This window comes from Stenotrophomonas sp. 99219_Sma, assembly GCF_056480785.1.
This window is the reverse complement of sequence record NZ_CM151117.1, coordinates 1,145,556-1,172,005: the sequence shown is the minus strand read 5'-3', so window position 1 is coordinate 1,172,005 and position 26,450 is coordinate 1,145,556. Positions and strand designations below refer to the sequence as shown.

Below are 26,450 nucleotides of genomic sequence, written 5' to 3'. Positions count from 1 at the left end.
GATTACGCCCCCAGTTCCGTCCGGTCGATGTTCTGCCCCGCCTTGACCAACTCGTAGATCAGCCCCACCAGCGGGACCAGTGCCTGCTGGTCGTGCTTCAACACATGGGCGGCCAGCGTGCTGTGCGAGTCCAATGCCCTGACCAAGGCCGACTGGACTGAGCCTTTGATGTTGCCTGCCATGGCCACATCCCGCGGGTTGTTTTTGACTTGGGCCACGGTGTTGGCGTCCTCGCGCACGATGTCGGCGACGTGGTTCACCAGGGCCAATTTGTCGGTCAGTGCCGTGGCCTCACCGAAGATCGAGTTGAGCTTAGCGATCACCTGACGCAAGTAGACGGGTAGCTGCGCTTGCCCACCGCCCCCAGGGCCTACGGGCTTCAGTATCAGCTTCTGATCATCACCGTCATCACCACCCAAGGCGGGCTTGTCCTGCGACTTGATGTCGAAGCCGGTCAGCAGCAACGCGCATATGTCCACCTGATCAGGCGGCACACCGTTCAAGCGCTTGGACAGCAGGCGGGCGAAGCTGGCGAATCCTTCCAGGCTGGGGTCGCCGAAGTCGATGGTCTGGGCGATATAGGTGTACAGAGTGCCGAACCGGGACAACCCCGACTTGAAGTCCAGTAGCTTCTGGAGCACTTCAGCCGCCGCATTGCGCCGTGCGTCGGCCGCCTTCATACCGGCTTCGTTCCCCTGTGCCTTGGCGCCCTCGAAGTCTGCCTCCGCGGCCTGGATGGCGGTGCGGGCGGCTTTCAGCGCATCGTTGAACCGCTGGGTAGGCAGGCTAGTGGCCGCGTACATATCCTTGTGCTGGGCTTGGTCGCCTGCGGCGTAGGCCGCGGCTGACTTGAAGCGGATGGCCGTGTACGTCTCTACCTCGCGTTGCGTGTAGACCCCCACCTTGTCCAGGTCGGCTTGCAGGTCATAGACCACGTTGGGATCTTGCGCTTTCTCAATCTTGGCGCCTGCGTCATACATGGCGAAGGCGTCGAGGATCGACTGCGGATCGTTGACGAAGTCCACGACGAAGGTCGTGTCCTTGCCGGGCGCGGTGCGGTTGAGTCGGGAGAGCGTCTGGACAATCTCCACCGGGTTGGCGATCTTCTTGTCCAAGTACATTGCGCACAGCTTGGGCTGGTCGAAGCCGGTCTGGAACTTGTTGGCCACGATCATGACCCGGAACTCAGGACGATCGAACACCTTGCGCAGGTCGGTACCGTACTGACGAGGGTTCATGGTGCTTTCGGTAAACTGCTCATCGTCCTGCGCCGCGAACGGGTCGTTCTTCAATTGCTCGTCGGAGGCGTGCATGACCTCATTGCCCGTGAGTGAGCCGGAGAACGCCACCAGCGCTTGGTAGGGCTTGTGCTGCGGGTTGGCCCTGATATACGCGTCGAATGCCTTCTTGTAGCGCACGGCGGCCGCGCGCGAGGACGTCACGATCATGGCCTTAGCCGTGCCCCCCAGCAAAGGGGCTACGTTGGCCGCGAAGTGCTCGACGATGAACTCGACCTTCTGGGTGACGTTCGTGGCATGGAGCGAGAGCCACTTGGCCAGCGCCCGCTTGGCCGCCTTACCCTCCACGCGCTTGCCGTCCTTCTCAGGCTCGGCCATGTTGAACGCCGTCTTGTAGGGCAAGTAGCCCTGCAGCACATCGAGGATGAAGCCTTCCTCGATGGCCTGGCGCATCGGGTACTTGTCGAAGGACACGGGCAGGTTGTCCTCCTTACTAGCCGGCTTGCCCGGATCAGGGCGCGTGCCGAACAGCGTCAACGTGGCGTGCTTCGGCGTGGCAGTAAACGCGAAGTAGGAGACGTTATTGGGGCGCACGCGCGAGGACTGAATTTTCTCCAGTAGCTCCTCGACGGTGAGTCCTTCCATGGCCTTGGCGTCGCGGAGGGCAAGCGTGGCCTGCAGCTTGGAGGCGGCGGTGCCGGTCTGGCTGGTGTGGGCCTCGTCGATGATTACGGCGAAGTTGCGGTCAGCGAGTTTCCCGTTGGTCAGGATCTGCTCCATCGCGTAAGGGAAAGTTTGGATGGTCACCACGATGATGGGGGTGCCACGTTCCAGAGCTTCGGCAAGTTCCTTGGACTTGCTGACGCCGCTGTCCTTCTCCCCGATGGCCGCGATCAGATCCTTCTGATGATCGATCTGCTGGACTGCGTACTGGAGCTGCTTGTCGAGCACCGTGCGATCGGTGACCACGATGACCGAGTGGAACAGGTTGACGCCAGCATCGGTGCGCAGGCGGATCAGGTCATGCGCCGTCCAGGCGATGGTACTGGTCTTACCGGAGCCTGCCGAGTGTTCGCACAGGTAGGACTGGCCAGGGCCCTTGGCCTTGGCGTCGTCGATCATGCGGGTGACCGCTTTCCACTGGTGGAAGCGCGGGAAGATCTGCGTCTCCTTGCGGGAGTGGTTGCCAGCCACGTCCACCACGTCCTTCTTTTCGGTGTACACGAAGCCATGGAAGATCCGCAGCCAGTTGTCGCGCTGGCAGACCTGCTCCCAGAAGTGGGCGACCGGATACTCACCGTCCTCGCGGATGGGGTTGCCCGCCCGACCGTCCCGGCCTTGGTTGAAGGGTAGGAAGTAGGAGTTCTGGCCATCCAGCTTGGTGCACATCTGGATGTCGCTGTCGGACATGGCGAAGTGAACGACGGCGCCACGCTTGAAGATCAGCAGGGGTTCAACGCGGCTCGTGGTTGGATCCACGGGCAGTCGATCGTTCTTGTACTGCTCGACAGCAGCCGAGGCGGACTGGGTGAAGTCGGTCTTGACCTCTACGGTCGCCACCGCAAGACCGTTGATGAAGAACACCAGGTCGATGGCAAGCGTGCTGCCGGGGCGGTACTTCAACTGCGGCACCACGCGCAGAATGTTGGCGTTGTAGCGGTCCCAGGCCGACGGATCGCGCGTGTCCTCAGGCAGGCCTTCGCTCAGACTGATTTCGCCTGCCCCTGCGATCTTCACACCATGGCGCAGGATGTGGACGGTGCCCTCCTTGTCCAAGGCCTGGGCAAGGCGGTCCATGAGAGTGGTGACCGCCTTTTCGCCATTGCTCGCCACCAGCTTTTCCCACCTCGAAGGCTGTGTGGTCTGGATCCATGCCACAAGGTCTTCCGGGTAGAGCGCATGGTTCTGGTCGTAGTCGTTGGTATCGCCTATCTTCCAGCCGCGCGCGGCGAGTTGCTTGACGATGTACGTCTCGAAGTATTTCTCGCGGTGGGCGGTGTCGGTGAAGGCAGGATGCATGGCGTGTCCTTAGGCCGCAGGGCGCAGGTCGATCTTGCCGGTGACGGCAGCGGTAATGAGGGCGGTGCGGTGTTCGCGGAGCAATTCGATCGAGCGTTCGGTCTTGGCGATCAGAGTGTCAATGCGGGAGGTAGCGCGGTCGAGATGGGCGACGATGGCCTCAGCTTCACCATCCCTGGGGCGCGGTACCTGAATGGAGAGAAACGGGCCAGGTCGAATGGTCTTGCGCAGGCCCTTGTAGAAGGGCTTAAGGCGCTTGTACTCGTCCACGTGGAGAAAGAAGTAGTAGAGGTAGCGCGCCCAGAGGTCGCTCTGTGGCCGGAAAACCGTATACGCGCCCGTCAGCATCCCGTCCTGTTGGGCCACGCCGACGGTCCTCGGCGTTTCGTCCATGTCGAACAGGCAGAAGACCATCTCGCCTGCGGAAATGCGCTGGTAGCCATCGAATGAAGCAGGCATCTTGCCGGTGGGATTTTCCAGGTCTCGCTCAATCACGCCCTGCAAGGTGAGCGAAAGCAGCCTGGTATTCGCGCTGGCGGTACCAACGATGTCCCGACGAAGCTGAAGGAACGACTTGAGTGGTGCGGTATCCCACGTCACGGGGACCTCCCCCAGCCACTCAACCCCGCTGTCCTTCATCGGCGCACCACGATCCAGCCCCTTGGTCACGGCATGCGTAATCATGGCCTGGCGCTTCTCGCGCAGCAGCTCGATGAAGTGGGTCTTCTTGGCGACCAGGGCGTCGATACGGGTGGTTGCGCGGTCGAGGTGGGCGACGATGGCGTCCTGTTCCGGCCGAGGTGGAATGAGTACGGGGAACAGGCGAAATTTATCTGCCTCAAGATCCCACTGGCCCACACGGATCCCCTTTGAGATCGACTGGTAGCCAGTGATGTATGGAACGCTCCGCAACAGGTGGTGGAGGTAGGCGTTATTGCCGTCATGAAGCTTTGTGTAGACGTAGTATGCGGGGCTCACAATGCCGCGCAGGCTTGAGACGGCAATCGATCCTTGCCACGTCTTCATTTTGTTCGTGACTAGGTCGCCATCCACGACTAGCTGGTAGCCGCTCAGATCTTCTGACGCACGATTTTTGTTGTCGTCCCGCGAGCTCTTTTCAATGACACCATGGTCACGATAGACAGAGAGGAGCGTCTCCTCGGGGTATCCCGTAATCTTCTTCTGCCTGTACATGGACCACAGAGGTTTCACCACCCAATGGGTGGGCACATTCCCAAGCCACGGCGCGCCAGATGACTTGAACGCCTTGTGGTAAAGGGCGGGGGTCATTCCGCCACCTCATCCAGCAGTGCGGCGATTTCAGCCTCAACGGCCTTCAACTCTGAGTCGATTTCGTGCAGGTCACGCGGCGGAACGTATTTGTAGAAGTAGCGGTTGAAGTTGATCTCGTAGCCGACCTTGCCGCGCTGGCCATCCTCATCATCCGTAAAGCTGGCGTCCACCCATGCGTCGGACACGTGGGGCAGTACTTCGGCAGCCATGTAGGTGTCGATGGGCTGGTCCAGCGGGACAGTCTCGAAATCTTCCAGGTCCTTGTCGGCAACGAGGTTGCCATCGGCGTCCACCACTTCTGGTGCCTTGTCGTCTCGCACACCCAAAGCGCTCTCCAGAGCCGTCGCTAGAGCCTTTGCGATCTTCGGCAAGCCAGCCTTCTTGGCCAGAGCTGGCAAGGTGGCGAACCAGGTATAGGGGTAAGTCTGGCCCAGATGCTTGCGCAGCAGAGTGAGCCAACCGGATTGCTCAGTCTCATCAAGCTTGGCGAAGGCCTTGCTGGTCGCCAAGGTGGCAAGACCTTCCTCAGTCACCTTGGCGACCAGGCGCAGCGGTCGCTGGACCTTGATCCGGCGATAGCCGAAATCGCGATAGTCCACGATCCGCACATTCTCCCCGGGTGTGTAGTCGGCATAGAGCCGTGCGATGTCCTGGATCTGCCCGTCGCTCAGGTAGCGGCGCTTGTTACCTTCGGCCTTACGCATGGGGCTGTGCATCTCGGTAGCGTCGATCAGCTGGATCTTGCCGCGGCGGTCCTCTGGCTTGTTGTTGGTCAGCAGCCAGATGTAAGTACCGATACCGGTACGGAAGAAGATGTCGTTTGGCAAGGCGACAATGGTTTCGACGTAGTCCTTCTCGAGCAGCCACCGGCGGATCTGCGACTCGCTATGGCCATGACCACCTGCGGTGCCGGTGAACAGGGGCGAGCCCGACAGGATGATGGCCGCGCGGCCGCCGCCCTTGTTGGGGTGCTCCAGCTTAGAGATCAGGTGTTGAATGAAGAGCATTGAGCCGTCGGACACGCGCGGGGTGCCTGCACCGAAACGTCCCTCGAAGCCCTTTTCCTTGGCTTCGCGTTCGACGAACGCCTGGTCCTTCTCCCACTTCTTGCCGAAGGGCGGGTTGGAGAGGCAGTAGTGGAAGCGCTGGCCTGCGTAGGCATCCTGAGAGAGCGTGGATTTGGGGCCGGCGACGTTGGCCGACAGGTCACGAGAGGGTTCGGTTTCCAGGCGACGCAGCAGCATGTTGGCGAGCGCGACCGCGTGGGTTTCCGGTTCCAGTTCCTGGCCGAACGGGATCAGGACGGGCGGGGCCTTGCCCTGAGCGGCGAAGCCGTCGACGTAGTTCATGGCATCGGTGAGGAAGCCGCCGGTGCCGCAAGTGGGATCGTAAAGGGTGCGGATCAGGCCGGGACTGTTGCGAAAGAGCGCATCGTCCGGATCGAGCAACAGAGTGGTGGCCAGGTGAACGACATCGCGTGGCGTCATGAAATCTTCGGCCGCCTCGTTGACCTCGGAGCCGAACCGGCGGATCAGGTGCTCGTAGATGTTGGACATCACCCGGTCGGGCACGACATCCGGATGCAGGTCGGTATTGGCGAAGTTCTGGCAGATCTTGAACAAGATGTCGGCGCGGGCGAGCCGGGCGATCGTGTCGGTGAAGTTGAACTGGTCGAAGATGACGCGTGCGTTGTCTGAGAAGGCGGCGACATAGGCCTCGAGGTTCGACTTGGTCTTGGTCGCACCCAAAGTAGCCAGCGAGTACTGCGAGGTGTTGTAGAACGGAAGGCCGGCCTTCTGGCGCAGGATCAAGTCGGTATCCAGGCCCTTGTCCTTGAACTTGGCGTGGGTCTCGCGGACGACATCGCGCGTGGGTTCCAGCACGCATTCAAGGCGGCGCAGCAGCGTGAACGGCAGGATGATCTTGCCGAAGTCGGTGTGTTTGAAGTCGCCCCACAGGTCCTCGGCATTTTTCCAGATGAAGCTGGCGAGCACGGTGTCGGATGCCTTAGGGACTTCGATATGGCCCGCGGCCGTTCTGGTATCTTTCATTTGATTCATAGCCATTTTTGAACTTGTAGAGATGATGTCGGCCCGTTGGCGCCCTGCTTGAAGCCGCTGAGATACAGAAAGATCTTCCAAATGGGTTGCAAACCGATCATGTCTTTTTGGACACCCTAGGCCTCGGGATCCCACGTGGGCGTCCTGAGCGGTTCACCTCAGGCAGCGGCTTATCTAAAGCGAGAAGATCCATCCTGACGTTGTTCGCATAGGCGTTGTATTGCCATCTGCGGAACTGGTCTAACAGCCGGTTATTCGTCTCTTCTAGCCGTTTTACCTGTGCTTCCAGATCAGCAATCCGCCGGGTCGCGGAATCTAGCGTGAAGTCTCGCGGGAGTGCATCCCTTGCCTCTCGCAAGTCCTTCTGTCGCTGCTGAAACCGCTCTTTGATGGCGGGGTAGAGGTACATCGTGTGCTTCGAAATCGCTGCGACGTTCAGCACCTTTGCGACACGCTCGCAGAAAAGTGGCCAAGTGAGCTTGCCTTGCCAGCGATCTAGCTCACGCATGATCTTTGGGAGCGTTGCCTTGGTGATGATCCTTTTTGGCATGGCGATCAGGTCAGGGCCAAGGGAATTATGTTCGGACCAAGCGCCTCCATGGAGGGCATCTCCACCACATCAAGATCCATAAGGGCGCGACGAACTGGAGAGGGATCGTGCCCGTCCGGGACCCTGAGGACCGCTCCCTCCGGAATATTGGGATGCTCCAAGGCCATCCGCATTGCCTTGACGTGCGCGAGCTTCCACTTGTGATTGTCAACCCAGCGGTCGGCGCCAAAGTCGCCATCATCATGAGCTTTCATGGCGTGTTGGAGCAGTTTTTCCGTCTGCGTTTCCAAGAGACGAATCCGATCTAGCGTAACGTGATCGCCCTTGACGCAAACATGCTCCTTGCAGGTCATGCACTCGCGCTGTTTCTGGCACGGCGCCATGGCGTAGTCGTGCACGCACATGCCGTAGAGCGTTGCTTTGGCCGTTCCTAGCCGATCAACCCCAAGCTCCTGATATGTCACCGGCTGACGATGCTTGATGCGCTCGAGCAATGGAGCAAGCTGCATCGGAAGCAGCCCTCGGGCAGCCTCCAGGCGCTCCTCGGGCGAGCGATGGTCGTAATGACGATTGTCGGAAACCTTTGCACGGCCAGCCCATTGCGCCAGGGTATAGTCGTCCATGCCCGCCCGCTCTGACATCGTGCTGAGCCAATGACGGAGCTGGTGCGAGGTCAACACGATGCGCGTGCCATCCGAATTCCGCAGACCCATGCGATCAAATAGCGATAATCGGTGGCCGGCGCCCAAGCGCCTGTTCACCTCGTTAGCGTCGGGAATCCGCCATGAGTTTGGCTTGATTTCCCTCTCGCGGTTGAACTCATTCTCTCGGTGCAGGCATAGTGCGTCCCAAGCCTTCAGCACCTTCTTCTCATCCAAGAATGGCCAGTAAAAGCCACCAAACTCTTTGATGAGGTTGGACGCGCCGGCCTCTCTCGACAATTGTGCTGAGCCTTCGAACGCCGTCTTTGCTACCTCACGTGCCGGATCACCGACTTCGACCAACCGCCGGACAGCCTCTTGCACGACGTCATGCATGGCGGGTACAACCCACTTCTTCGTCGCGCCTTTGCCCTTGACCGCATGCCAGCGCAGGAACATTTGAAGCTTCCCACCTTCGTCCGCCTCCCATTGAATGCAATCAGTAGGCAGCTTGAGGACTTCGGAGATGCGGCCGGGCGCTGCCATCAGCAGGATGAAGATTGACGAGTAGAACTGGCTCTCTCGATCGTCGGCCTGGGCGAACACGTCAGCAACTGCGAGCATTGCCTCATTAGAGGGAAGCTTTGCCATGCGATGGGCCTGCCCTGCTTCGCCGAGATCCTCGGTCAGGATGACCGGCTTCTTGAAAGGAGACTTCCAAGCTGGCAACGACAAGACAAGACTCTTCTCACGCAAGAAGTCGAATACGGCTTGAAGTTGGAGCCCGGTTTTGTGGTGCACATCCTCGCTGGAGTAGAACTCCTTGCACTTGTTGGCGCAAACGTCCATTACCGCACCACTCAGGAGGCCGACATCTGCTCGGCTACAAGACGCCAGCAACCCTGCCTCCACGCAGCGAAGCGCCTGGAGCATCATTGCCAAGCTCTTGACCGGTCTGTGGCTATACCGGTATCTAACGTATGCCTTTGCGAACTGCATGAATGGTTCGGCGAAGGGCGTAAAGGAGTATGAGTTCAGAGGCGAAGTCTTCGTCGCGAATACAACTACGGTTTCGTTTTGCTGCCACTTGTCGCGATCCCAAGCACCACCATTCGCGAATGCTGTCAGGCTTTCTTTTGCCAAGCGGATGAACTCGGCTAGATTTTTACTTGCATCGCGCTCAGCGCGAGGCACGAATTGGACGACATCACCCATGGGCGTCCGCCTCTAACAAAGTCGCTTCAGGCATCCGATCCCTAGCCTTCTTGCACATCGAAACGCAATGCTCGACGGCGAGGATCAACTGGTCATTTGCGTTTACGATGACGTCTGTGCAGCCTGCCTCCCGGGTGCGCTCCTTCTCAGCGTATAGGTCCACCAACACCTCTTCATGCGGCCCGTCGATCCACGGCTGGAAGTGATAGCAGGTGTAACAAGAACGGTAGCCACTAGCGCAGAAGCCATAGTTCCCACAGGTTCCCACCGCGTGTTGGTGGTCGTTCGGCACCCGGCTTCGCGGATCGTCACCGCGAATTGCCTCACGTTCAGAGCGGACAAGCTTACCGAGACAGGCTTGCGCAAAGGGAGCGAGCTGGGCACCCACCAGCTCATTGATGACCACCGCCTCCTGAGCAGTGTTCTCCGTGTACACACGCACGTTCTGAGTGTCGGAATGATCCAACAGATCAGCAATGATGACTGCACCGAAGCCCTCTCGACGAAGCTTGGTGCCCCGTGTGTGTCGGAATCGAATTGCTGAGAGACGAATGAACTCGCCAGTGCGCTCCGAACGTGCAGTCGACGCCTTAGCGCAACGCTGCAGAGCGGAGTCGAACGAGTCGATCTTTGCGTGCAGCTGGTCGGGCGCACTGCCCATCAAAAGGTCAGTGAGTTCGTCGACGTGTTCCACACCCTCGATACGCTTGCGATTTAGAAAGATCGGCACTTCGCCTGCCAGCACGGGGTCTACTGTTCGCCCAATAGCTTCGGAAACTGCGGCGACGGACTGTCGATGCTGCTGCCGAAGCACCAGATATAGGTCTTCAAGAATGGCAAGAGACCGGAAGGCACCACGGAACGCGAGGCCGCGTTGCTTTGCTCGCGGAATGTTGAGCCTGAACATTGGCGTACCTTCACCAGTCTCCCGAATCATGTCCCGTCCCCTAAGTGCTGCAATCTGGACAGGACGTCGCGCGGTCATCGCCAAGGTAAGCAGATAGGCGTAGTCCTCAAATGCGATGTCCTTCCGTGCTGCCGCAAGATTCGCCCAATCCAAGATCGCAGCCATCTCAAGGTCGGTGTAAGGTCCACTCTCAGGGCAACCACTGGCGACGGCCACGCCTTTTTCGTTCCCCTGTATTCGCCAACCCTGTAGTAGATCAACGACTTCATCGGTGATGCCTTCAAACCCGTAGTCGTACCATGCAAGCAGAAATCCCTTCAGCCCACCCAACTGATATTGCTCGTCTGTCGCAAGGCTGGCGCGCCAATTGATGAGGTCGGACACCGTCACCCGTGACGCTCCGGTGTCCCGCAAGTATCGCTTGAAACGCGTCTCCATATTTCGCGTATGACGAGCAGATGCCTCTTCCGCATAGCGCAACAGCGTGGCGCGAAAGCCAGCTTCGGCTATAGCGTCAATAGCCCCTGGAAGACCAAGCGCGATTTGCACGTCCTTATTCAATCGCCAGTGGTCATCCGTAGGTTCAAATGGATAACCGTCCTTAGACACTGCTCGAGCTATCGACTTCCGCTCGGCATCGACCTGCTTTGGCTTAACGCGGACCATCGCCGTCTTCCTTAGAGTTATCGCTGGTCTTGGGACGACCTGCCTGCACCCGACGAGCAGCCTTGTCGCTGGCTTCACGGATGTGGCGCCGGTTGTACGTCGCTCCCGAGGTCTTGCTGCGATGACCATTCAGGAACGCACGAACATCCAGTTCCTTAGCCTCACTGATCGGCGACGCCTCAGCATCTTCCCCTGACCGGCTCTTGGCGTTGTGCTTGTCAATGCTGACGGAAAGCTCGTAGTTGAAGTGGTGTCGAAAGGCATGGGGATGGATAGCCTCGAAGGCGGAGTCAACCGCGCGCATCCGGGAAAAGATCTGACTGCTTAGTGCTGAGGCGGAGAGCGGCTTACCCCATGTGCTGCCCTTCCTGTGCGAGACAAGCAGGTAGGGGTGCCGTCTGGCGGGGCCGATCTTGGGGCGCACCTTCAACATGTAACGGTCGATCTGGTTGGCTAGCATCTCAGGCAGCGGCAGCGGACGCTCCTTGGTCTTGGCTACCGGCTGATAGCGCCGCGAGTCATGCTTATCGTCCTGATTGCGCCGAACCCAGACGTGCGGCTCATGGCCCAAATCGAATTGATCGAGCCGCAGACTCAATAGCTCCCCTCGCCGCATTCCGGTGTGCCGCAGCAGCCCGAAGATAATAGCATTTCGCAGTTGGACTTCCGGGTGCCGGAACGGGTTTCGCGGGTTTCCCTCGGCACCTATCGCCATGAATCGCTCGACCAACTCAGAAGGGGGGAGCGCAGATCCGATTCGTCGGCCCTCTGCTTTGCCAACCCGCGGGGCCGATGTTTACGGATGGTCCTGGCCATCCGCGCGATTTCCTGCGCGGTCCGTGACGGGTTCTGATGCTGTGTAACGACTGAAGCCGTAAATTCCAGATAGTCGGCGAACGTGCTGATCCGATTGAAGTGTTGCTGCCCACCAATGGTGGCCAGAGCCCGACTTGAGGAAACTCGCGCCTCAAGGAAATCTACGACGACGCCCCGTTCCTTTTCACCGTCTCCAGCAGAACTCAACTCCCGCATGTCGAGCTTGGCGAAATCCCGCAGCGAAACTATGTCTGCAACCGAGAGAAAGCGTCCGCTGCGGAACTCTGTAATCAGGTCTCGGCCATTGGCCTGCTCCCAGCGCAAGAGCACGAGGAGATCGGCAAGCTTGTTCCGGATCGTGTTTACGGCCGCCCCTGCATTCCGAAGCTGGGAAGTAGCGAACAGGGTCGGATAGAACAAAGGCATGCCCTGCTCATCATGGAGCATTGGGACTCGCTCCCCTTCGCCAAGCACATGAACTGACAGCATGGGCATCGCCCTTTTTTTACTTTTTCCCCATGCACACAACTATATATGAAATTCTCAACAGTGCAAGAACCATTGAAAAACAGAAAGCCCCGTAAAAACGGGGCTCTCCGTGGATCTATATCACCACTCTCGATCTAGTATTCGCTAGAACGGAATATCGTCGTCAGCGAAGTCATCCATCGGCGGCGCCTGCTGCGGCTGCGGGCGCTGGTTGCCACTCTGGTTGCCGTAACCGCCACCCTGGTTGCCGCCCTGGTTGCCATAGCCACCGCCCTGGCCGCCGCGCTGGCCACCGCCACCGCCGCCGTACTCCTGGCGCGGCGCCTGCTGGCGCTGCGGGCGATCGCCGCCGTAGTTGCCGCCACCGCCGCCACCGCCGCCTTCACCACGGCCGCCCAGCATCTGCATTTCATCGGCAACGATGTCGGTGGAGTACTTCTCCACGCCGTCCTGGCCGGTGTACTTGTCGTAGCGCAGGCTGCCTTCGACGTAGACCGAGCTGCCCTTGCGCAGGTACTCGCCGGCGATCTCGCCGAGCTTGCCGAAGAACACCACGCGGTGCCATTCGGTACGTTCCTGCTGGTTGCCATCCTTGTCCTTGCGGACGCTGGTGGTGGCCAGGCTGATGCGGGTGATCGCCATGCCGCTCTGGGTGTACTTCACGTCCGGGTCGTTGCCGAGGTTGCCGACCAGGATGACTTTGTTGATGCCGCGCGCCATAGGTAAGTGATTCCATTGTCCGGGGGCTGGTGCCTGTCATAGCACACAGCCGGAGTTGCCGATACCCGGCCGCCCATGGGTGGGCACTGCCAGAAACCCGGCATTCTATCATCGAGCCCCGGCCCACCGGGCTTGCCTCTACTCCCCCGACCGCCAGCGTGGCGACCGGGGCGGACGTTCACCTCTCCCGGATCAGGCCGCCTGCGACGGCACGCCGCCCAGGGTCACCTTGTCACGCCGGCCGGTGGCCGGATCGGTCCGATGCATGGACAGACTGCGCCCCGCGAACGGCCCGGTCAGCAGATCGCCCAGCATGGCCTCGGCCAGGCCGTTGCCGGGCTGGGCGAAGGGAGTGATGAACTCGATCAGCCACAGGCGATCGCCGCTGTTCCAGTCGTCCAGTTCCAGCCGCTCGCCGGCTTCCAGCTTGCGCTCGGCCTCCTCTGACAAATTGGCCCAGATTGCAACTCCAAGCGGCAACTGTTCCAGCGCCTGCTGGGTCACCCCGGCGAAGGCCGCACCGGCCTCCTGCATGCCCGGCAACGGCGGCAGGGTGCCGAAACGGAACACCCGGAACTGCTCCTTCAGCAGCGGCGGCATGAATGACCATTCGAGGTCCTTCAACTGCATCTCACGGTGCAGCGGCGACTGTGAAAGCAGCCAGACGATCTGGCCGAGGGCCTCGGCAACGGTGCGCGGCGCCCCGTCGGTGGTGGTGGCGGTGGCGGTGGCGGTCGTGGACGTGATCATGAACGGGAAATCCTGTAGTCGGGAATGGCGGTCAACAGTTCCATGGTGGCCGGATCGCGCGCCGCTGTGCTGATGCCCTGGGCATAGGGCTGGGCGTCGAACGTGGACATCGCTTCGATCATCTGGAACCGCTTCTTCTGTGCCAGCGCCAGATTGTCATGCAAGGCTGAGCGCTGTGATGCCTGGCCGGAGGGAATGCTTTCGTCGATGGGAGCACGATGTTCCGAACGAGCCGATTGCTGCATCCGCTCGGCGGCTGTGGGCTCAACGCCACCGAAACGATCCCCCGGTTCCGTCACTGCTTGCGCCACCGGGGCCTGCGGCAGGTCAGCTGCAGGCGCGAAGCGTGGATCGCCGCCTCGACGGTTGACCCGGCCGGAGGCGGCATCACCGCTGCCCAGGTCGCGTCCGCCCTTGCCGGCGCCAGCATTCAGATTCAGGCCGTCACCGTTGCCCTCCTCATCGCGCTCGCCGAAAGCGAAGAACATGTCCGACAGCGCCGCCTGGGTGCCATCGGTACGGGTGTACTGACCGTTGGCATAGGTGGTGTTGTCCGCCGATGTACCCGGCATCTGCCCGGTACGGCGCGCATCGAGGTTGATCGACGCCACGCCGGCCTGCTGCAACGTCAACAGCTCACCCGCCTGGCTGATGCCATCGCGGTTGGCGTCACGCCAGACCTGGAACTCTCCGAAGCGGGCGTCATTGGCATCCAGACGCCGATCACCATTGCTGTCATAGGCAGCCAGACCTTCGAGGTCGGAATGGGCCCCCTCCAGATCCATCGTGAACGAGATTTCGGCGCCGGAATCAATCGTGCCGTTGCGATTGCGGTCGAGCACCAGTAGACCGTCGTGCGGCCCGACCCAACCGGTCAGATCACGCACGCCATCACCGTCCATGTCAAAGCGCGTGGCGCTCTGCGCCCAGCCCACGGTCTCCACGCCGTCGCCATCCAGGTCAAGCACGACCGGACCGAGGCGTGCACCGAACTCGTTGACGACAAACTTCAGCGGATCACTCCAGAGACCAGAGCTGTCCACGCTCTGGATGACGATTTCATAGTAGGTGTCGTAGTAGGTCTCCTGGTAGTAGCCCGCGCCGCTTCCGCGCGGATCGCCCCAGTTTCCGTCATTCACCTGGCGCCGGTTTCCACGATTCACGATCCGCGTGGCAAGCGTGCCGTTGTAGTAATAGCCGTTCAGGAAGCCATCACCGGAAATGGCCCTCGACGTGGTCCCATAGTCAAAGAACGATGTCTCGTTGGTGTAGGTGTCCCAGTACTGGCCGGTAGTACTCACCAGCTCCACCGCACTGGTGATCACCAGACGGCTGAAGATGTCCTCCTGGTCACTTCCCCAGAGCACGTACACGTAGTTGCTATCCAGCGTCTGGACGACCGTCGGCCGCTCATTGACGTTCTGCACATTGATCGTCACCCAGGTGCTGCTGGACAAGCCACCACGATCGGTGACCGTCACCTGTATCTGGTGGCTCTGCGCGGTTTCATAGTCCAGCTGCCCGTGCAGCGCGATCTGACCCGTGGTGGCGTTGATGCCGAACAGGTTGCTGGCACCACCTGTGATGGCAAACCGGTGGTCGCGGTTGTACCACTGGCTGTCGGGGTCGGACCAGTTGGTGAACTGGAACACGGTCTGGCCCGCGCCCGGCGCCGATTCGGCCAGCGTCAGACTCTGGCCCCAGGTCGTCGGTGCCTCGTTGACGTCTTCGATGCGTACCGTGATCTCGCGATTGCCCGACACCAGCGCACCATCCGTGGCACGGACCGTGACGTTGTAGTAAGCCTCCAGCTGGCCGTCGCCGTCGCCGTCGATCAGCTGCAGGTACGGTGCAACCGCTTCGAAATCGAAGCTGCTGACGTTGTACTTGAGCTGGTTTCCGGAAATGACGAACCAGGCGAAAGGATCGTTGATGATCTGATAAGAGGGCGCGGTGCCATCCGGATCAGATGAGGACAACGTAGCCACCACCTGCCCGGCCACGCCGGTGTTCTCGGAGGTGAGCGCCACGTGCTGTACGACGTCCGGCGTTCGTGGTGCTTCGTTGACGTTGGACACGCCCACTTGGAACACCTGGTCGCGGGTCGCGCAGTGGGTGTCGGTCACCCTCACCGTGATTGCATGCGAAGTGGCGGCCTCGTAGTCCAGCAGCCCGCCATTGGCAACGCTCAGTACACCAGCCGCGGTGATGGCAAAGCGGCCGCCAGCGTTGTTGACCAGGATGAAGGTCAGACCGTCGGTAACGTCCTGGTCCTGGCCGCTGAACCTGCCGACCTCGGTGCCGTTGCCCGAGTTCTCGGCAATGCTGAGCGAGCGGTCGGCAGTGATGCCATGAGGCGCGTCATTGACGTCCTCCAGGCGTACGGTAATGGTGCGCGCACCTGCCGAGGTCAATCCACCGGATACCGCCTTCACCGACACCGAGTACACCACTTCCTGGCGGCCATCGCTGTCAGCATCGCTCAGGGTCATGCCGGCGGCCTTCAGCGCCTCGAAATCCAGTACCAGGCCATCACGGAACTTCAGCTGGTTGCCGACCAGGGTGAACCAGCCGCGCGCGTCGCCCTCCAGCACATAGCTGTAGGTGCCATTGCCACCGCTGGAAGCCAAGTTGGCAATCACCACACCACCCAATGCTGCATTCTCCGCAGCAATCGCCACCGGCTGGCTGGAGACGGTCGGCGTGGCCGGGGCTTCATCGACGTTGGTCACCGCGACGGTGAAGGTCTTGTCGCGGGTCAACCCGCCCGAATCGGTCACCCGCACCACGATCTGGTGCGAGGTGTTGGCCTCGTAGTCGAGCAGGCTGGCATTGGCCACCGTCAGCACCCCGGCCGCGGAAATCGCAAAGCGCCCGCCTGCGTTGTTGGTCAGGCTGAAGGTGAAGCTGTCATTGTCCGCATCCACCCGTGCGAAGTTGCCCAGCACGGTGCCATTGGCCACCGGTGCATCCGAGGTCGACTCGACTGTGCTCAGCGTACGGTCCACGGTGATGTCGGTCGGACGCGCATTGATGGTGACCGACAGGGTCTGCGTCGTGCTGCTGGTCTTGCCCGTCGCGGTCTCCTTGGCGATGGCAGTCACCGTCAGCGCCGCAGTGCCGGTCAGGTCGGCCGACCACGTGGCCGGACCGACCAGCGCTAGACCGGCCAGCTGCGCCGGCGTCAGCGACCACACGCCGTTGCCCAGGTTCGTGCCCTTGTTCAGGGTCAGCCCGGTCGGCAGGTTCGAGATGCGGATCTCCAGGGTCTCCGAACCATCGGCATCGGACAGCGCCGCCTGCACATCCAGCGTCAGCGTGCCACTATCAAGTGTCTTGCCGACCTGCACGGCACGGGTAATCACCGGCGCGTCCACTACCGGCGCCACATTCATGAAGAACACGCGCTCGGTCACCAGCCCACCGGCATCGGTTGCGATCAGCTTGATCGCAACGCGTCCGCTGGCGTTGCTCTTGGGCACCAGCGTCACCGTGCGCTCGCCGTTGGCCCCCGCAGTGATGGTCGGAGTATTCATCCAGGCCACCACCGTCGTAAGGTCAGTGGCATCCACCGCCACGGCACGTACGGTGACCCCGGACGCCGGGGTCAGGTCATCACCGACGGTGAACTGCAGGGCGACCTGGCCATCCTCGTTGATCGACTGATCCGGCACGATGCTGATCGACGGCAGGCCGTTGCCATCCCAGTAGTGCCGCCACTGGTTCTCGAACGTGCCGTCGGCATGCAATGCCTGATAGGCCGCGACCGTGGCGGGCTTGGTGCGGCCGGCCATCAACGAGACCAGTGCCTCTGCATTGATCGTGCTGCTGGCGTGCTCGCCGGCCAGGAAGAAATCGATCTTGTAGTTGGCGCGATCATTGGCGTTGGTGGTGGTGTACCAGCCCTTGATCGTGGTCACCACACTGGTACCAATCACCGAGATCACCAGATCGTCGCCGGTTCGACTGAACCACAGATCATTGCGACTGATGTCGCGATAGCCGATGACGTCGATATCGTCGCCACTGGAGTCGTAGTTGCGGATTTCGTCGGCACCGGAGTTGCGGTCGATCAAGTAGACGTCGCTATCATCGCCACCAATCAGGATGTCGTTACCGGCGCCGCCATACAGGGTGTCATTGCCTGCCTGCGCATCGAGCAGGTCGTCACCATCACCGCCATACAGCGTGTCATTGCCAGCGCCGCCGTAGAGCTTGTCGTTGCCCGCGCCACCCTCGATGTAATCATCCCCCGCGCCACCAGTGATGACGTCGTCGAACCCACTGCCGATCACGCGCTCGAACGCATCTTCCAGCACATCGCCGGCGGCCGCCCCGCCATGTGTTCCGGTAGCCAGGTTCAGCACGATGCCCGCCGTCGCCGAGGCGTAGGTCAGCGTATCGACACCGGCGCCTCCGGACAGGGTGTCGGCACCGACGCCGCCATCGAGGATATCGTCGCCATCGCCACCGCGCAGGATGTCGTTGCCGACGCCGCCGCGCAGCGTGTCATTTCCGATGCCCCCTTCCAGCAGGTCATTGCCGGCACCGCCATCGAGGATGTCATTGCCGGCGTCGCCGTACAGGCGGTCATCACCGTCTTCGCCATACAGGTTGTCATCGCCATCACCACCACGCAGTTCGTCGACGCCTGCGCCACCGTACAGCGTGTCGCGACCCAGCTCGCCCCACAGTTTGTCGTCGCCAGCCTCACCGCGCAGATTGTCATCGCCATCGCCGCCGTACAGGTCGTCGTTGCCACCGCCGCCGTTGATGATGTCGTTGCCGCCGAGCCCCTGGATCACGTCCCGGTTGGCCTGGCCGACCAGCGTTTCGCCAGCGGCAGTGCCGTACAGGTAGTCATCCCGGTTGACCACGGTGAAGACCAACTGCTTGCTGACGCTCAATCCGGCGCCGCCGCGATCGGTCGCGGTGACCGTCACGGTGACGTTGCCTCCCGCTTCATAGTCAACGATCGCACCGGCCTTAAGGCGCAGCTGGTTGCCGTTGATGATCTCGAAGCGGCTGTCGGACACGCTGAACACCATCGTGGCGAAATCACTGCCGGCGGTGGTGTCTGGATCGGTGGCCGACAGCGTGCCGAGCAGGATCGCCGGCAGCGCGGTTCCGGTGGGAACGCGATCGGTTTCGCTGAAGCTGGTGGTGGTGGCCGCGAACACCACCGCCGTCGGCGCTTCGTTCTCATCTTCAATGGCATAGGTGAAGCTGAGCGTCGAGGCCGATGCCAGGCTGCCGTCGTACGCCCTCACGCTGGCGGTCAGCAGCACCTCCTTGATGCCATCGCCATCCAGATCGACCAGGGTCGCGCCCTGCGCGGCGGCCAGCGTCTCGAAGTCGATCGCAACGCCCGCACGCACACGCACCTGGTTGCCCACCACTTCCAGCAGGCCACCCGGGTTGGTCACCAGCTGCAGGGTCGGCGTGGTCTTGTCGGGGTCCCCGATCACGAAGGTGCCCACCACCGTACCGGCCCCGGTCTTCTCGCCGGCCAGTACGGCCGCAGTGTTCGGTGGCCGGGTCGGCGTGAACGGCGCCTCGTTGACGTTGCGGACGTCGATCTTGAAGTCCTTCTCGAACCACGCGCCCGCGCCGTCGGTCACGCGCACCCGGATGGTGTGCGCGGTGGCGGTCTCATAGTCCAGCTTGGTGCCATCACGAACGCTGAGCGTGCCATCGGCGGTGAGCTTGAAGCGGCCGCCGCCATCATTGATCAGGGTGAAGCTGGCCGTATCTTCCGCGCCGTCGCGATCGACATGGCCGAAGCGGCCCAGCGACAGGTTGTTGGCGGCGTTCTCGTCCACGGCCAGCGGACCGGGTGCGAGGATGTCGCTGGGCGCGTCGTTGACCGAGCGCACCTCCAGATCGACGATCTGGTCTGCGGTATTGCCGTCGGCATCGGTGACCCGGACCACGAAATGGTCATTGCCGTGGCGGTCCGCCGCCGGCGTGTAGACCCAGGCGCCGGTGGCCGCATTAAGCGTGACGGTCCCCATGCCGGGGGCGGTGATCACCGTGTACCCGGTGATGTTCCCGTCATGGTCGACGGCATTGACGCTGCCACTGAGCGGCACGTCCTCGTCGGTGGCCAGGTACTGCGTTTCGACCAGCGGTGCCGGCTTGCTCGAGTTCTGCCAGTAGCTGCCGAGCATGCCCTGCAAGCTGGAGGACATCCCAGCCGGCACGGACGCCGACTCTGCCGCCATTGTCGCAAGCAGCGGCTCGGCGTGGGCGAGGAACAGCGAGCCTGCACCGGTCGCGATCTCGGTGATCCGGCTGGCGCCGGTGTAGTAGCCCGCGATGGTGATCCGAGTGCTGCCTCCAATCACGCTGACCAGCAGATCGTTGCCCACCTTCTGCAGCCAGACCTCGTGGTTGGCCACGTTCTGCAGCACGATGCGATTGACGCCCAGTGCGTCTTCGATGCGGTCGTTGCCACCCTCCCGATCGAACAGGTAGGTGTCATTGCCATCCCCGCCCCGCAGCAGGTCGTTGCCGGCCTCACCGGCCAGGGTGTCGTTGCCGGTGCCGCCATCCAGCAGGTCGTCGCCTGCGCCGCCCACCAGGGTATCGTTGCCGGCCTCGCCATAGAGCTGATCGTCTCCGTCCTGGCCCCCCAGGGTGTCATTGCCTTCGCCGCCCCAAGCCTTGTCGTTGCCCACATCGCCGCTGATCTGGTCGTCGCCCAGCCCGCCGTAAAGCTCGTCGGCACCGGCGCCGCCGGCCAGCACATCGTTGCCCCCGCCACCTTCAAGCCGGTCATCGCCGGCATCACCGGACAACGCGTCGTTGCCGTCGCCGCCCATCAGGGTGTCATTGCCATCACCACCGATGAGCACGTCGTCGCCCCCCCGCCCATCCAGCCAGTCGTTGCCACCCAGCCCGATCAAGCGATTCGCGCGTGAATCACCACTGATCGTATCGGCGAAGCCGTCGCTGCCAACTACGTTCTCCAGCGTGCTGACGCCGTTGACTGCAACCAGAGTATCGCCATCGGCGTGCCCGCCCGACAGAGTACCCGCAGCCAGGTCCAGCACCAGCGACGCAGTGGAGGTCACGTATCGGACGGTATCGCCATAGGCTTCACCCGCCACCGCGGCCTGGCCGAGGCTGATGCGATCGCTGCCGCCGTCGAGGATGTCGGCACCGGCGCCGCCCTCCAGCGTGTCGTCGCCGTCGCCGCCCCGCAGCGTGTCATTGCCATCTCCACCCGCCAGCACGTCGTGACCTGCAAGACCCGTAAGCGTGTCCGCGCCATCGGACCCGAACAATACATCGTCACTCGCGCTACCGCCTTGGGAAAGCTGGCGGAACTGGCGCAGATCCAGCACCAGTCCGTCCTTCAACTGCATGAACTCGACGCGACGCTGGGCATTCGTATGATTGGCGAGCTTGATCGTACCGTTCTGTGCGGCGAAGACATCCACCTGGAGCGTCGTCCCGCTCAGCGCCAACCGAAGATTTGAGAGGCTGAGCCCTGCTCCCAGTACCAGCGTATCCTGGCCCCCGTCGGTGGCCTGGAACACTTCGCGCACGATCTGTTGCCCATTTGGCCCGTTTCGCCAGGTCGACGAACGGAACTGCCCCTGCGCCGATGGCCACGTGGTGGAGGCTGGCGCGTTCGCCACTGGGGCGTCAAACAGGAAGTCCACCTTGTCCACGCTCTGGTAGACAATGGTGCCGGATGCGATCTCCTTGACCGTCAACCGATACTGATGCTTGTTGCCCGCCGTTGTCTCGCCAAGGCCCAGATACTCCCAGGACGCCGTGTAGGCTGATCCAAACGTCCCTGAGCTGGACATCACCTCATCCAGATAGAAGGCGCCTTCATAGATGACATCACTACCGTCGCCGACGTTGTACTCATAGGCATCGTCGCCCTCACCGCCGTACAGCGCATCCGCGCCACCACCACCGCGCAGCACGTCCGCGCCGATGCTGCCGCCGAGGCGATCGGCACCGGCACTGCCTTCAATACCCTCGATGCTGCTGTAGACATCTCCCTTGGCGTCGCCGGTATTGGCGAACGTGCCTTCCAGGTAAACGCGCACCGCCGCACTTCCCGCGTAAGAGGCGATGTCCACGCCACCGCCGCCGAACAGGGTGTCCGCGCCGGCACCGCCGTGCAGCAGATCATCGCCCTGGCCGCCGTACAGGATGTCGTCACCCGCACCGCCACGCAGCGTATCGTCGCCTTCGTTGCCCATCAGCAGGTCATTGCCCGCGCCGCCGTCGATGACGTCATCGCCACCGTTGCCGGTCAACCAGTCCTTGCCGGCCGTACCGGCAATGGTGTCATTGCCATCGCCGCCCCCCAGCAGGGTCATGTCGGTGAGCGCATGGCGGCCGGTCGCGGCAAACACCATGTTCTCGATCGATCCACCCAGCGCGTACCAGTCCTTGATCGTGATGCGGTCACTGGACGCCGAGAGGCGCTCCTTCTCACCATCGCGGCCGATCACCAGGCGCAGGTCATTGCCATCGCGCTGCAACATCACATCCTGGATGTCGATGCCAACGCCAAACTCCAGCGAATCAACACCCGCGTTGCGCGCAATCAGGCCATTGAGCGCGCCCTTGTGCCGGCGCAGCACCTGCGCCTCATCATTCCAGTCGTTGTGGCTGATCCAGGAGGAGCCATCGAAGTAGACCACGCCATCCTTGCTGACAGTGCCATCGGCATTGCGCACATAGCCGTTGACATAGGCGCCCCTTTCCCAGACCAGATCCCAGTTGTCGACATAGTCGTCCATGACGATGTCGTCGCCATCGCCGCGCTGGTAGCGGAAGACGTCATCGCCTTCACCGCCCACCACTTCGTCGTTGCCACGGCCGCCGACCACCAGGTCCGAACCCGTACCGCCATACACACGATCATTGCCATCATCGCCAAACACCGTGTCATTGCCCGCGCCGCCCAGCACCTGGTCGTTGCCGGAGCCGCCCATCACCCAGTCCTGGTCGCCATCGCCAGCAACGAAATCGTCGCCCGAGCCACCATTGCCGAAGTCATTGCCGGCCAGGCCCCGGATCTCGTCATTGCCGGCGCCGCCATAGAGGAAGTCCGCACCGTAGGTGCCCAGGATCACATCCGAGCCACCGGTGCCGATGATGTACGAGGTCATGTCGCCGATGCGGATGTCCTCGCCATCGGCAAACCGCAGCCACTCCACGCGATGCGAGGATTCGAACCAGTCCTTGATGGTCAGCTCATCGCCGGTGAGGGTCGCGTTGCCGGCGGCGTCATAGCTGACCAGGGCGATGATCAGGTCGTTGCCGGCACCGCTGGCCGAGGAGCGGCGCATCTGGATGTTCTGCAGCGACAGGCCGGTGCCGAACACGATCGCGTCCTCACCGCCCTTCACCGAACCGTTGACCTCGTACTCGCCGCCACCGGCCCAGTTGCGCGCCAGCTGTCCATTGGCGATCTTGGCGAGGCGATCATTCAAGCTGTCGCCGCTGCCACGGATGGCGCCTGCGCCCTCTTCGTCGTAGATCACGTCGCGGCCGTCACCGAGCCGGAACAGGTACTGGTCCGCGCCGCCCCCACCGAACAGGCGTGCTTCGCCATTGGCACCCCGATCATCGCCGGCGCCACCGGCGATGATGTCGCCGCCCTCGCCACCCACCAGCAGATCGTTGCCGGCGCCGCCTTCCAGCCAGTCCGAACCGGTGCCGCCATACAGGCGATCGTCGCCGGCACCGCCGTCGAGGTAGTTGCCGTTGCCACCACGCGCGGCGATCGCCAGCGCCTGTGCGCTGGCATCACCGATGGCGAAGTTCACATTGGTGACATTGCCGGCGAACAGCACGTCGTTGCCGTCACCGCCAAGCAGCCAGTCATCGAGCAGGCCCCCCACCAGGGTGTCGTTGCCGCTGCCGCCGAGCAGATCGTTGCCGAGGTCTCCGCCGCGGACCAGATCGTCGCCAGCACCGGCATCAATGACCGCAGCGATGCCAATGCGATGGGTGGCCGGGGCGGCCTTGCCATTGATCAGCAGGTCGGTGGTGCTGGACAGCGTGGCACCATTGACGATGATGCTGTCGTTGCCGATGCCACCGAGAATGCGATCCTTATCCGCGGTGACGATGGTGTCGCTGATCGAGAAGAGCTCTTCGTCGCTTCCGCCAGTCAGGACGAACTTTCTGCCATCAATGGCATTGTATCGCGCACTGACGTTCGCGGCGTTCAAGCCACGCCCGTCCAGCTCACCGTCAGGAAGCTGGTCCATCCACGCTGCAAATCCCCCTGTCCAATCGGTCGATGCGCGCTTGTTGAGGCCCAATTCGATCGCACGCGCAAGCGTGATCGCCCATTGAGCTGCCAACCCGCTGTCTGGCGCACCGGCGATGAGCGAATTGACCTGGAAAGGATCCATTACATACTGACCATAATCAGCAGCCATGGCCAAGTCGCCAATCATTGACGTCACATTGAAACCGCGAGGCGAAGGCAACATGCCCAGATGTTGGACGATGGCCCGCTTGATATAGATGTTTCCGCCAACCATCTTGTCCGCCATCCCCGCCAGAGCCAGCGCAGAGCCGTGACCGATAAGCTCCTCAGCCGTCGCAAACCCGACGGGCGTTGCAGACCAGTATCGATAGTCCTTTCCGTAGGTACCGTAGGTACCGCCATCGATGCTGGCCCCCGAAGCCACACGGCTTCCCGACATCTTCAGCACCGCGTTGAGGTTGTCCGCTACGGCATTGGCAAGAACCCTCGCCCCAGCCTTGGAGCCACCCGATCGGGAACGAATGCCGGTGACCACGAAGCCGTCCGATGCCTCTTCCCAGCTGACCGACGCCCACGAACGCGGCTTGCCACTTGAGAAGAACGAGCCAACGAGCCCGCCCAGGATGTAGCCCACCAGCGCACCGATTGCCGCTCCGATTGCGCCATACGCGGCACCTCCGACCTTGCTACCTGCTGCAGCCCAGGTGGTCGCAACGGACGCACCGACATAGGCGCCGATCGCCGAACCAACCTGTGCACCGATTTGCCCTCCGACCGTATCGAACTTGACCAAACTAGCGCCCAGCCGTGCGCCAACGTAGCCACCGACTGCGTTGAATATCTGCGTTGCACCCAGACCTTCGAACACGCTGATCTTGGCACCATCGGCGATCAGGTTCGCATTCTGGATAACTTGACTCAGTGCTGCACCAGCAGCGGTCTGTGCAATTTCACCGAGCGTCCCTTCGATACCCAGTGTCCTGAACAGCTCTGCGGTCAGGTAGGAAGAGACAGCTCCAGCCCCTGCGCTCCTGAGATTGGCCTGAAACTCCTCAGGAAGATCGGCAAGAATGCTGCTGAAGTCCCCACTGGACAGCCGAACCCCGAGGCCCCTGGCCGAGATCGCCTCGGCGAAGTTCTCTCCGATGGTCGACAGCGTTGCCGAGGAAATGACCTGCCATGCCGGGTCATTCAACTTCAGGGCAGAAGAGATTGCGCCACCAATCACCCCACCAAGCGCACCCGCCTGGGCAATCTGCTGCAGGCGCGTACGATCGAAGAAGGCATTCCATTGGTCCGGATCAAATCGCGGCCCCGTCGTGGTTCCGCTGCGCTGGAAGCCGTTGTTCGGGCCACCACCAAGGTCGGTATAGAAGAAGATATCTCCTTTGCCTTGGAATGTCAGACCCGCGACCTCCAGCGCTGCCTCTGTCGTTCCCAGAGCGGCAAGATTGATCTGTACCAGTGCCCTGTCGGGATCCCCGTACTGGTTGTTGTAGCGCTCCATGCGCACAATCAGGCTGACGCCGTAGGACAAGTAGTAATCGGTGTAGGAAGACTTTCCTTGAGGCCCCAGGCTTCCCTTGCTGCCATCAAAGTAGCACTTTGCGAATGCTTCAACGGATTGATCTGAAACATTTGCAGTGAGATCGGCATTCAGCACGATTCCGGCAGCCATCTGATAGACGCCATTGACCTCGATGACGCATCGCGGATTAACTTGGGCCATCCTCTCCAGAACTGCGGCTCGGTCTAGAGGACGGCCTCCACTGTCTGCGATCATCTTGGAAATGTTGGCGTTCCAGCCTCCGATAGCTGCGACAGCCTCATTCCTTCGTGCGGCAGCAAGGAAATTCTGGAGGACCGCGGTGTAATTGCGAGTCTCTGTTCTCTCAAACGCCAGCTTCTCTACTTCTTCACTCAGCACATTCAAGGCAAAGTCGTAGCCTTTATAGTGCGCATGCGCGATCTCGTGCCCCAAGGTATCGCGGAGCTGGTCCATGAACTCAGTGGTCGCGTTGCCCACGACGGCATCCCGGCCTATCGCGAGCACTCCCTCGTCCGACATATGAGCTCTTTCGGTCGCCGATCTAGGCAGCAACTCAATCGTTTTCAACTTGCCCTCGGCAATAGCCGATTCGAAGCGCTTGACCAAGCTTGGTGACGAGGAAATTGCCTGACGTAGCCTCTGCGCTGCGGTACGCGTATCCGCATTTCGCGATGCGAACTGGTCCAGCAAGGTGTTCAACCTGATGCTAAGTTCAGACATTGTCATGCTCCGGCGGGGCTATGGTCAGGGTATCTACACACTGTTCAGGCAGCGCGGCATTGATGGCCGCGTCGAACGTCGTGATATGGACAGAGACGGAACCCCGAGAGTAGGTTCGGGTATCCGGGCTGAGCGGCGCGGCGTTCCTTCCTCCATGGAATCCCGCAGCCAGCATTGAAGACGTCATTGCGTCAGCCTTGAACGTGCATGGCCGTTCAAGATCGTTGAATCGGCGGGACGCCAATGCGTCGAATTTCACCGCGCGACCTTCCCGCCTGTACTCCACCTTGATTGCGGCGGACCACCCTTCACGTGTCAGCAGCCTCGACTGAATCGTTCTCGAGTTGACATCCAGAGATGACAGATGTACACCGAATCTTCGCTCGACATCCGAGCGTTCGACGCCACGCCAACTACCGTGGCGCGGTTGCTCCAGGACCAATGCGATAAGCATCTTCTCCAGCTCGGATGCTGCCCAGACGTGACGCTCCCGCGCGTTTGCCGGGGATGCCGCAGTGAGGCAAAGGACTGAAGCGCCCAGGATTTGCCAGAACGGCATTCT

The 26,450-nt window shown here is 61.6% G+C and carries 11 protein-coding genes; all 11 read right to left on the bottom strand.

Annotated elements, in window-relative coordinates; all coding sequences use genetic code 11:
• Positions 1-2: 2 nt before the first annotated feature.
• The 11 genes from ACZK13_RS05320 to ACZK13_RS05270 all read right to left on the bottom strand — a co-directional run bounded on the left by ACZK13_RS05320 (position 3) and on the right by ACZK13_RS05270 (position 26,447).
• Positions 3-3,257 (bottom strand): type I restriction endonuclease subunit R, encoded by a 3,255-nt coding sequence (locus ACZK13_RS05320; protein ID WP_099596161.1) that lies wholly within the window; start codon positions 3,255-3,257, stop codon positions 3-5.
• A gap of 9 nt (positions 3,258-3,266) precedes the next feature.
• The gene (locus ACZK13_RS05315) at positions 3,267-4,547 is read right to left on the bottom strand and encodes a restriction endonuclease subunit S (protein WP_011051908.1); all 1,281 of its coding nucleotides are present in this window, start codon (positions 4,545-4,547) and stop codon (positions 3,267-3,269) included.
• Complete coding sequence (locus ACZK13_RS05310; RefSeq protein WP_011051909.1) at positions 4,544-6,601, bottom strand: type I restriction-modification system subunit M; 2,058 nt, start codon at positions 6,599-6,601, stop codon at positions 4,544-4,546. Before ACZK13_RS05310 ends, ACZK13_RS05315 begins: the two co-directional genes overlap by 4 nt.
• 564 nt (positions 6,602-7,165) lie before the next feature.
• Positions 7,166-9,016 (bottom strand): hypothetical protein, encoded by a 1,851-nt coding sequence (locus tag ACZK13_RS05305; RefSeq protein ID WP_099596160.1) that lies wholly within the window; start codon positions 9,014-9,016, stop codon positions 7,166-7,168.
• Positions 9,009-10,589: a site-specific integrase gene (locus ACZK13_RS05300; RefSeq protein WP_478482330.1), complete on the bottom strand. Its 1,581-nt coding sequence runs from the start codon at positions 10,587-10,589 to the stop codon at positions 9,009-9,011. Before ACZK13_RS05300 ends, ACZK13_RS05305 begins: the two co-directional genes overlap by 8 nt.
• Complete coding sequence (locus ACZK13_RS05295; RefSeq protein WP_234799142.1) at positions 10,576-11,304, bottom strand: site-specific integrase; 729 nt, start codon at positions 11,302-11,304, stop codon at positions 10,576-10,578. Before ACZK13_RS05295 ends, ACZK13_RS05300 begins: the two co-directional genes overlap by 14 nt.
• Positions 11,295-11,831: a hypothetical protein gene (locus ACZK13_RS05290; RefSeq protein WP_478482329.1), complete on the bottom strand. Its 537-nt coding sequence runs from the start codon at positions 11,829-11,831 to the stop codon at positions 11,295-11,297. The genes ACZK13_RS05295 and ACZK13_RS05290 overlap by 10 nt, the downstream gene beginning before the upstream one ends.
• 207 nt (positions 11,832-12,038) lie before the next feature.
• Positions 12,039-12,614, bottom strand: coding sequence for a single-stranded DNA-binding protein (locus ACZK13_RS05285; RefSeq protein WP_180837914.1), 576 nt, complete (start codon positions 12,612-12,614; stop codon positions 12,039-12,041).
• Between the two features lie 192 nt (positions 12,615-12,806).
• Positions 12,807-13,364, bottom strand: coding sequence for a toxin-activating lysine-acyltransferase (locus ACZK13_RS05280; protein WP_180837913.1), 558 nt, complete (start codon positions 13,362-13,364; stop codon positions 12,807-12,809).
• Entirely contained in the window at positions 13,361-25,888 is a 12,528-nt protein-coding gene (locus ACZK13_RS05275; RefSeq protein WP_478482328.1) for a cadherin domain-containing protein, read from the bottom strand. Before ACZK13_RS05275 ends, ACZK13_RS05280 begins: the two co-directional genes overlap by 4 nt.
• Complete coding sequence (locus tag ACZK13_RS05270) at positions 25,881-26,447, bottom strand: hypothetical protein (RefSeq protein WP_125893701.1); 567 nt, start codon at positions 26,445-26,447, stop codon at positions 25,881-25,883. Before ACZK13_RS05270 ends, ACZK13_RS05275 begins: the two co-directional genes overlap by 8 nt.
• Positions 26,448-26,450 lie beyond the last annotated feature (3 nt).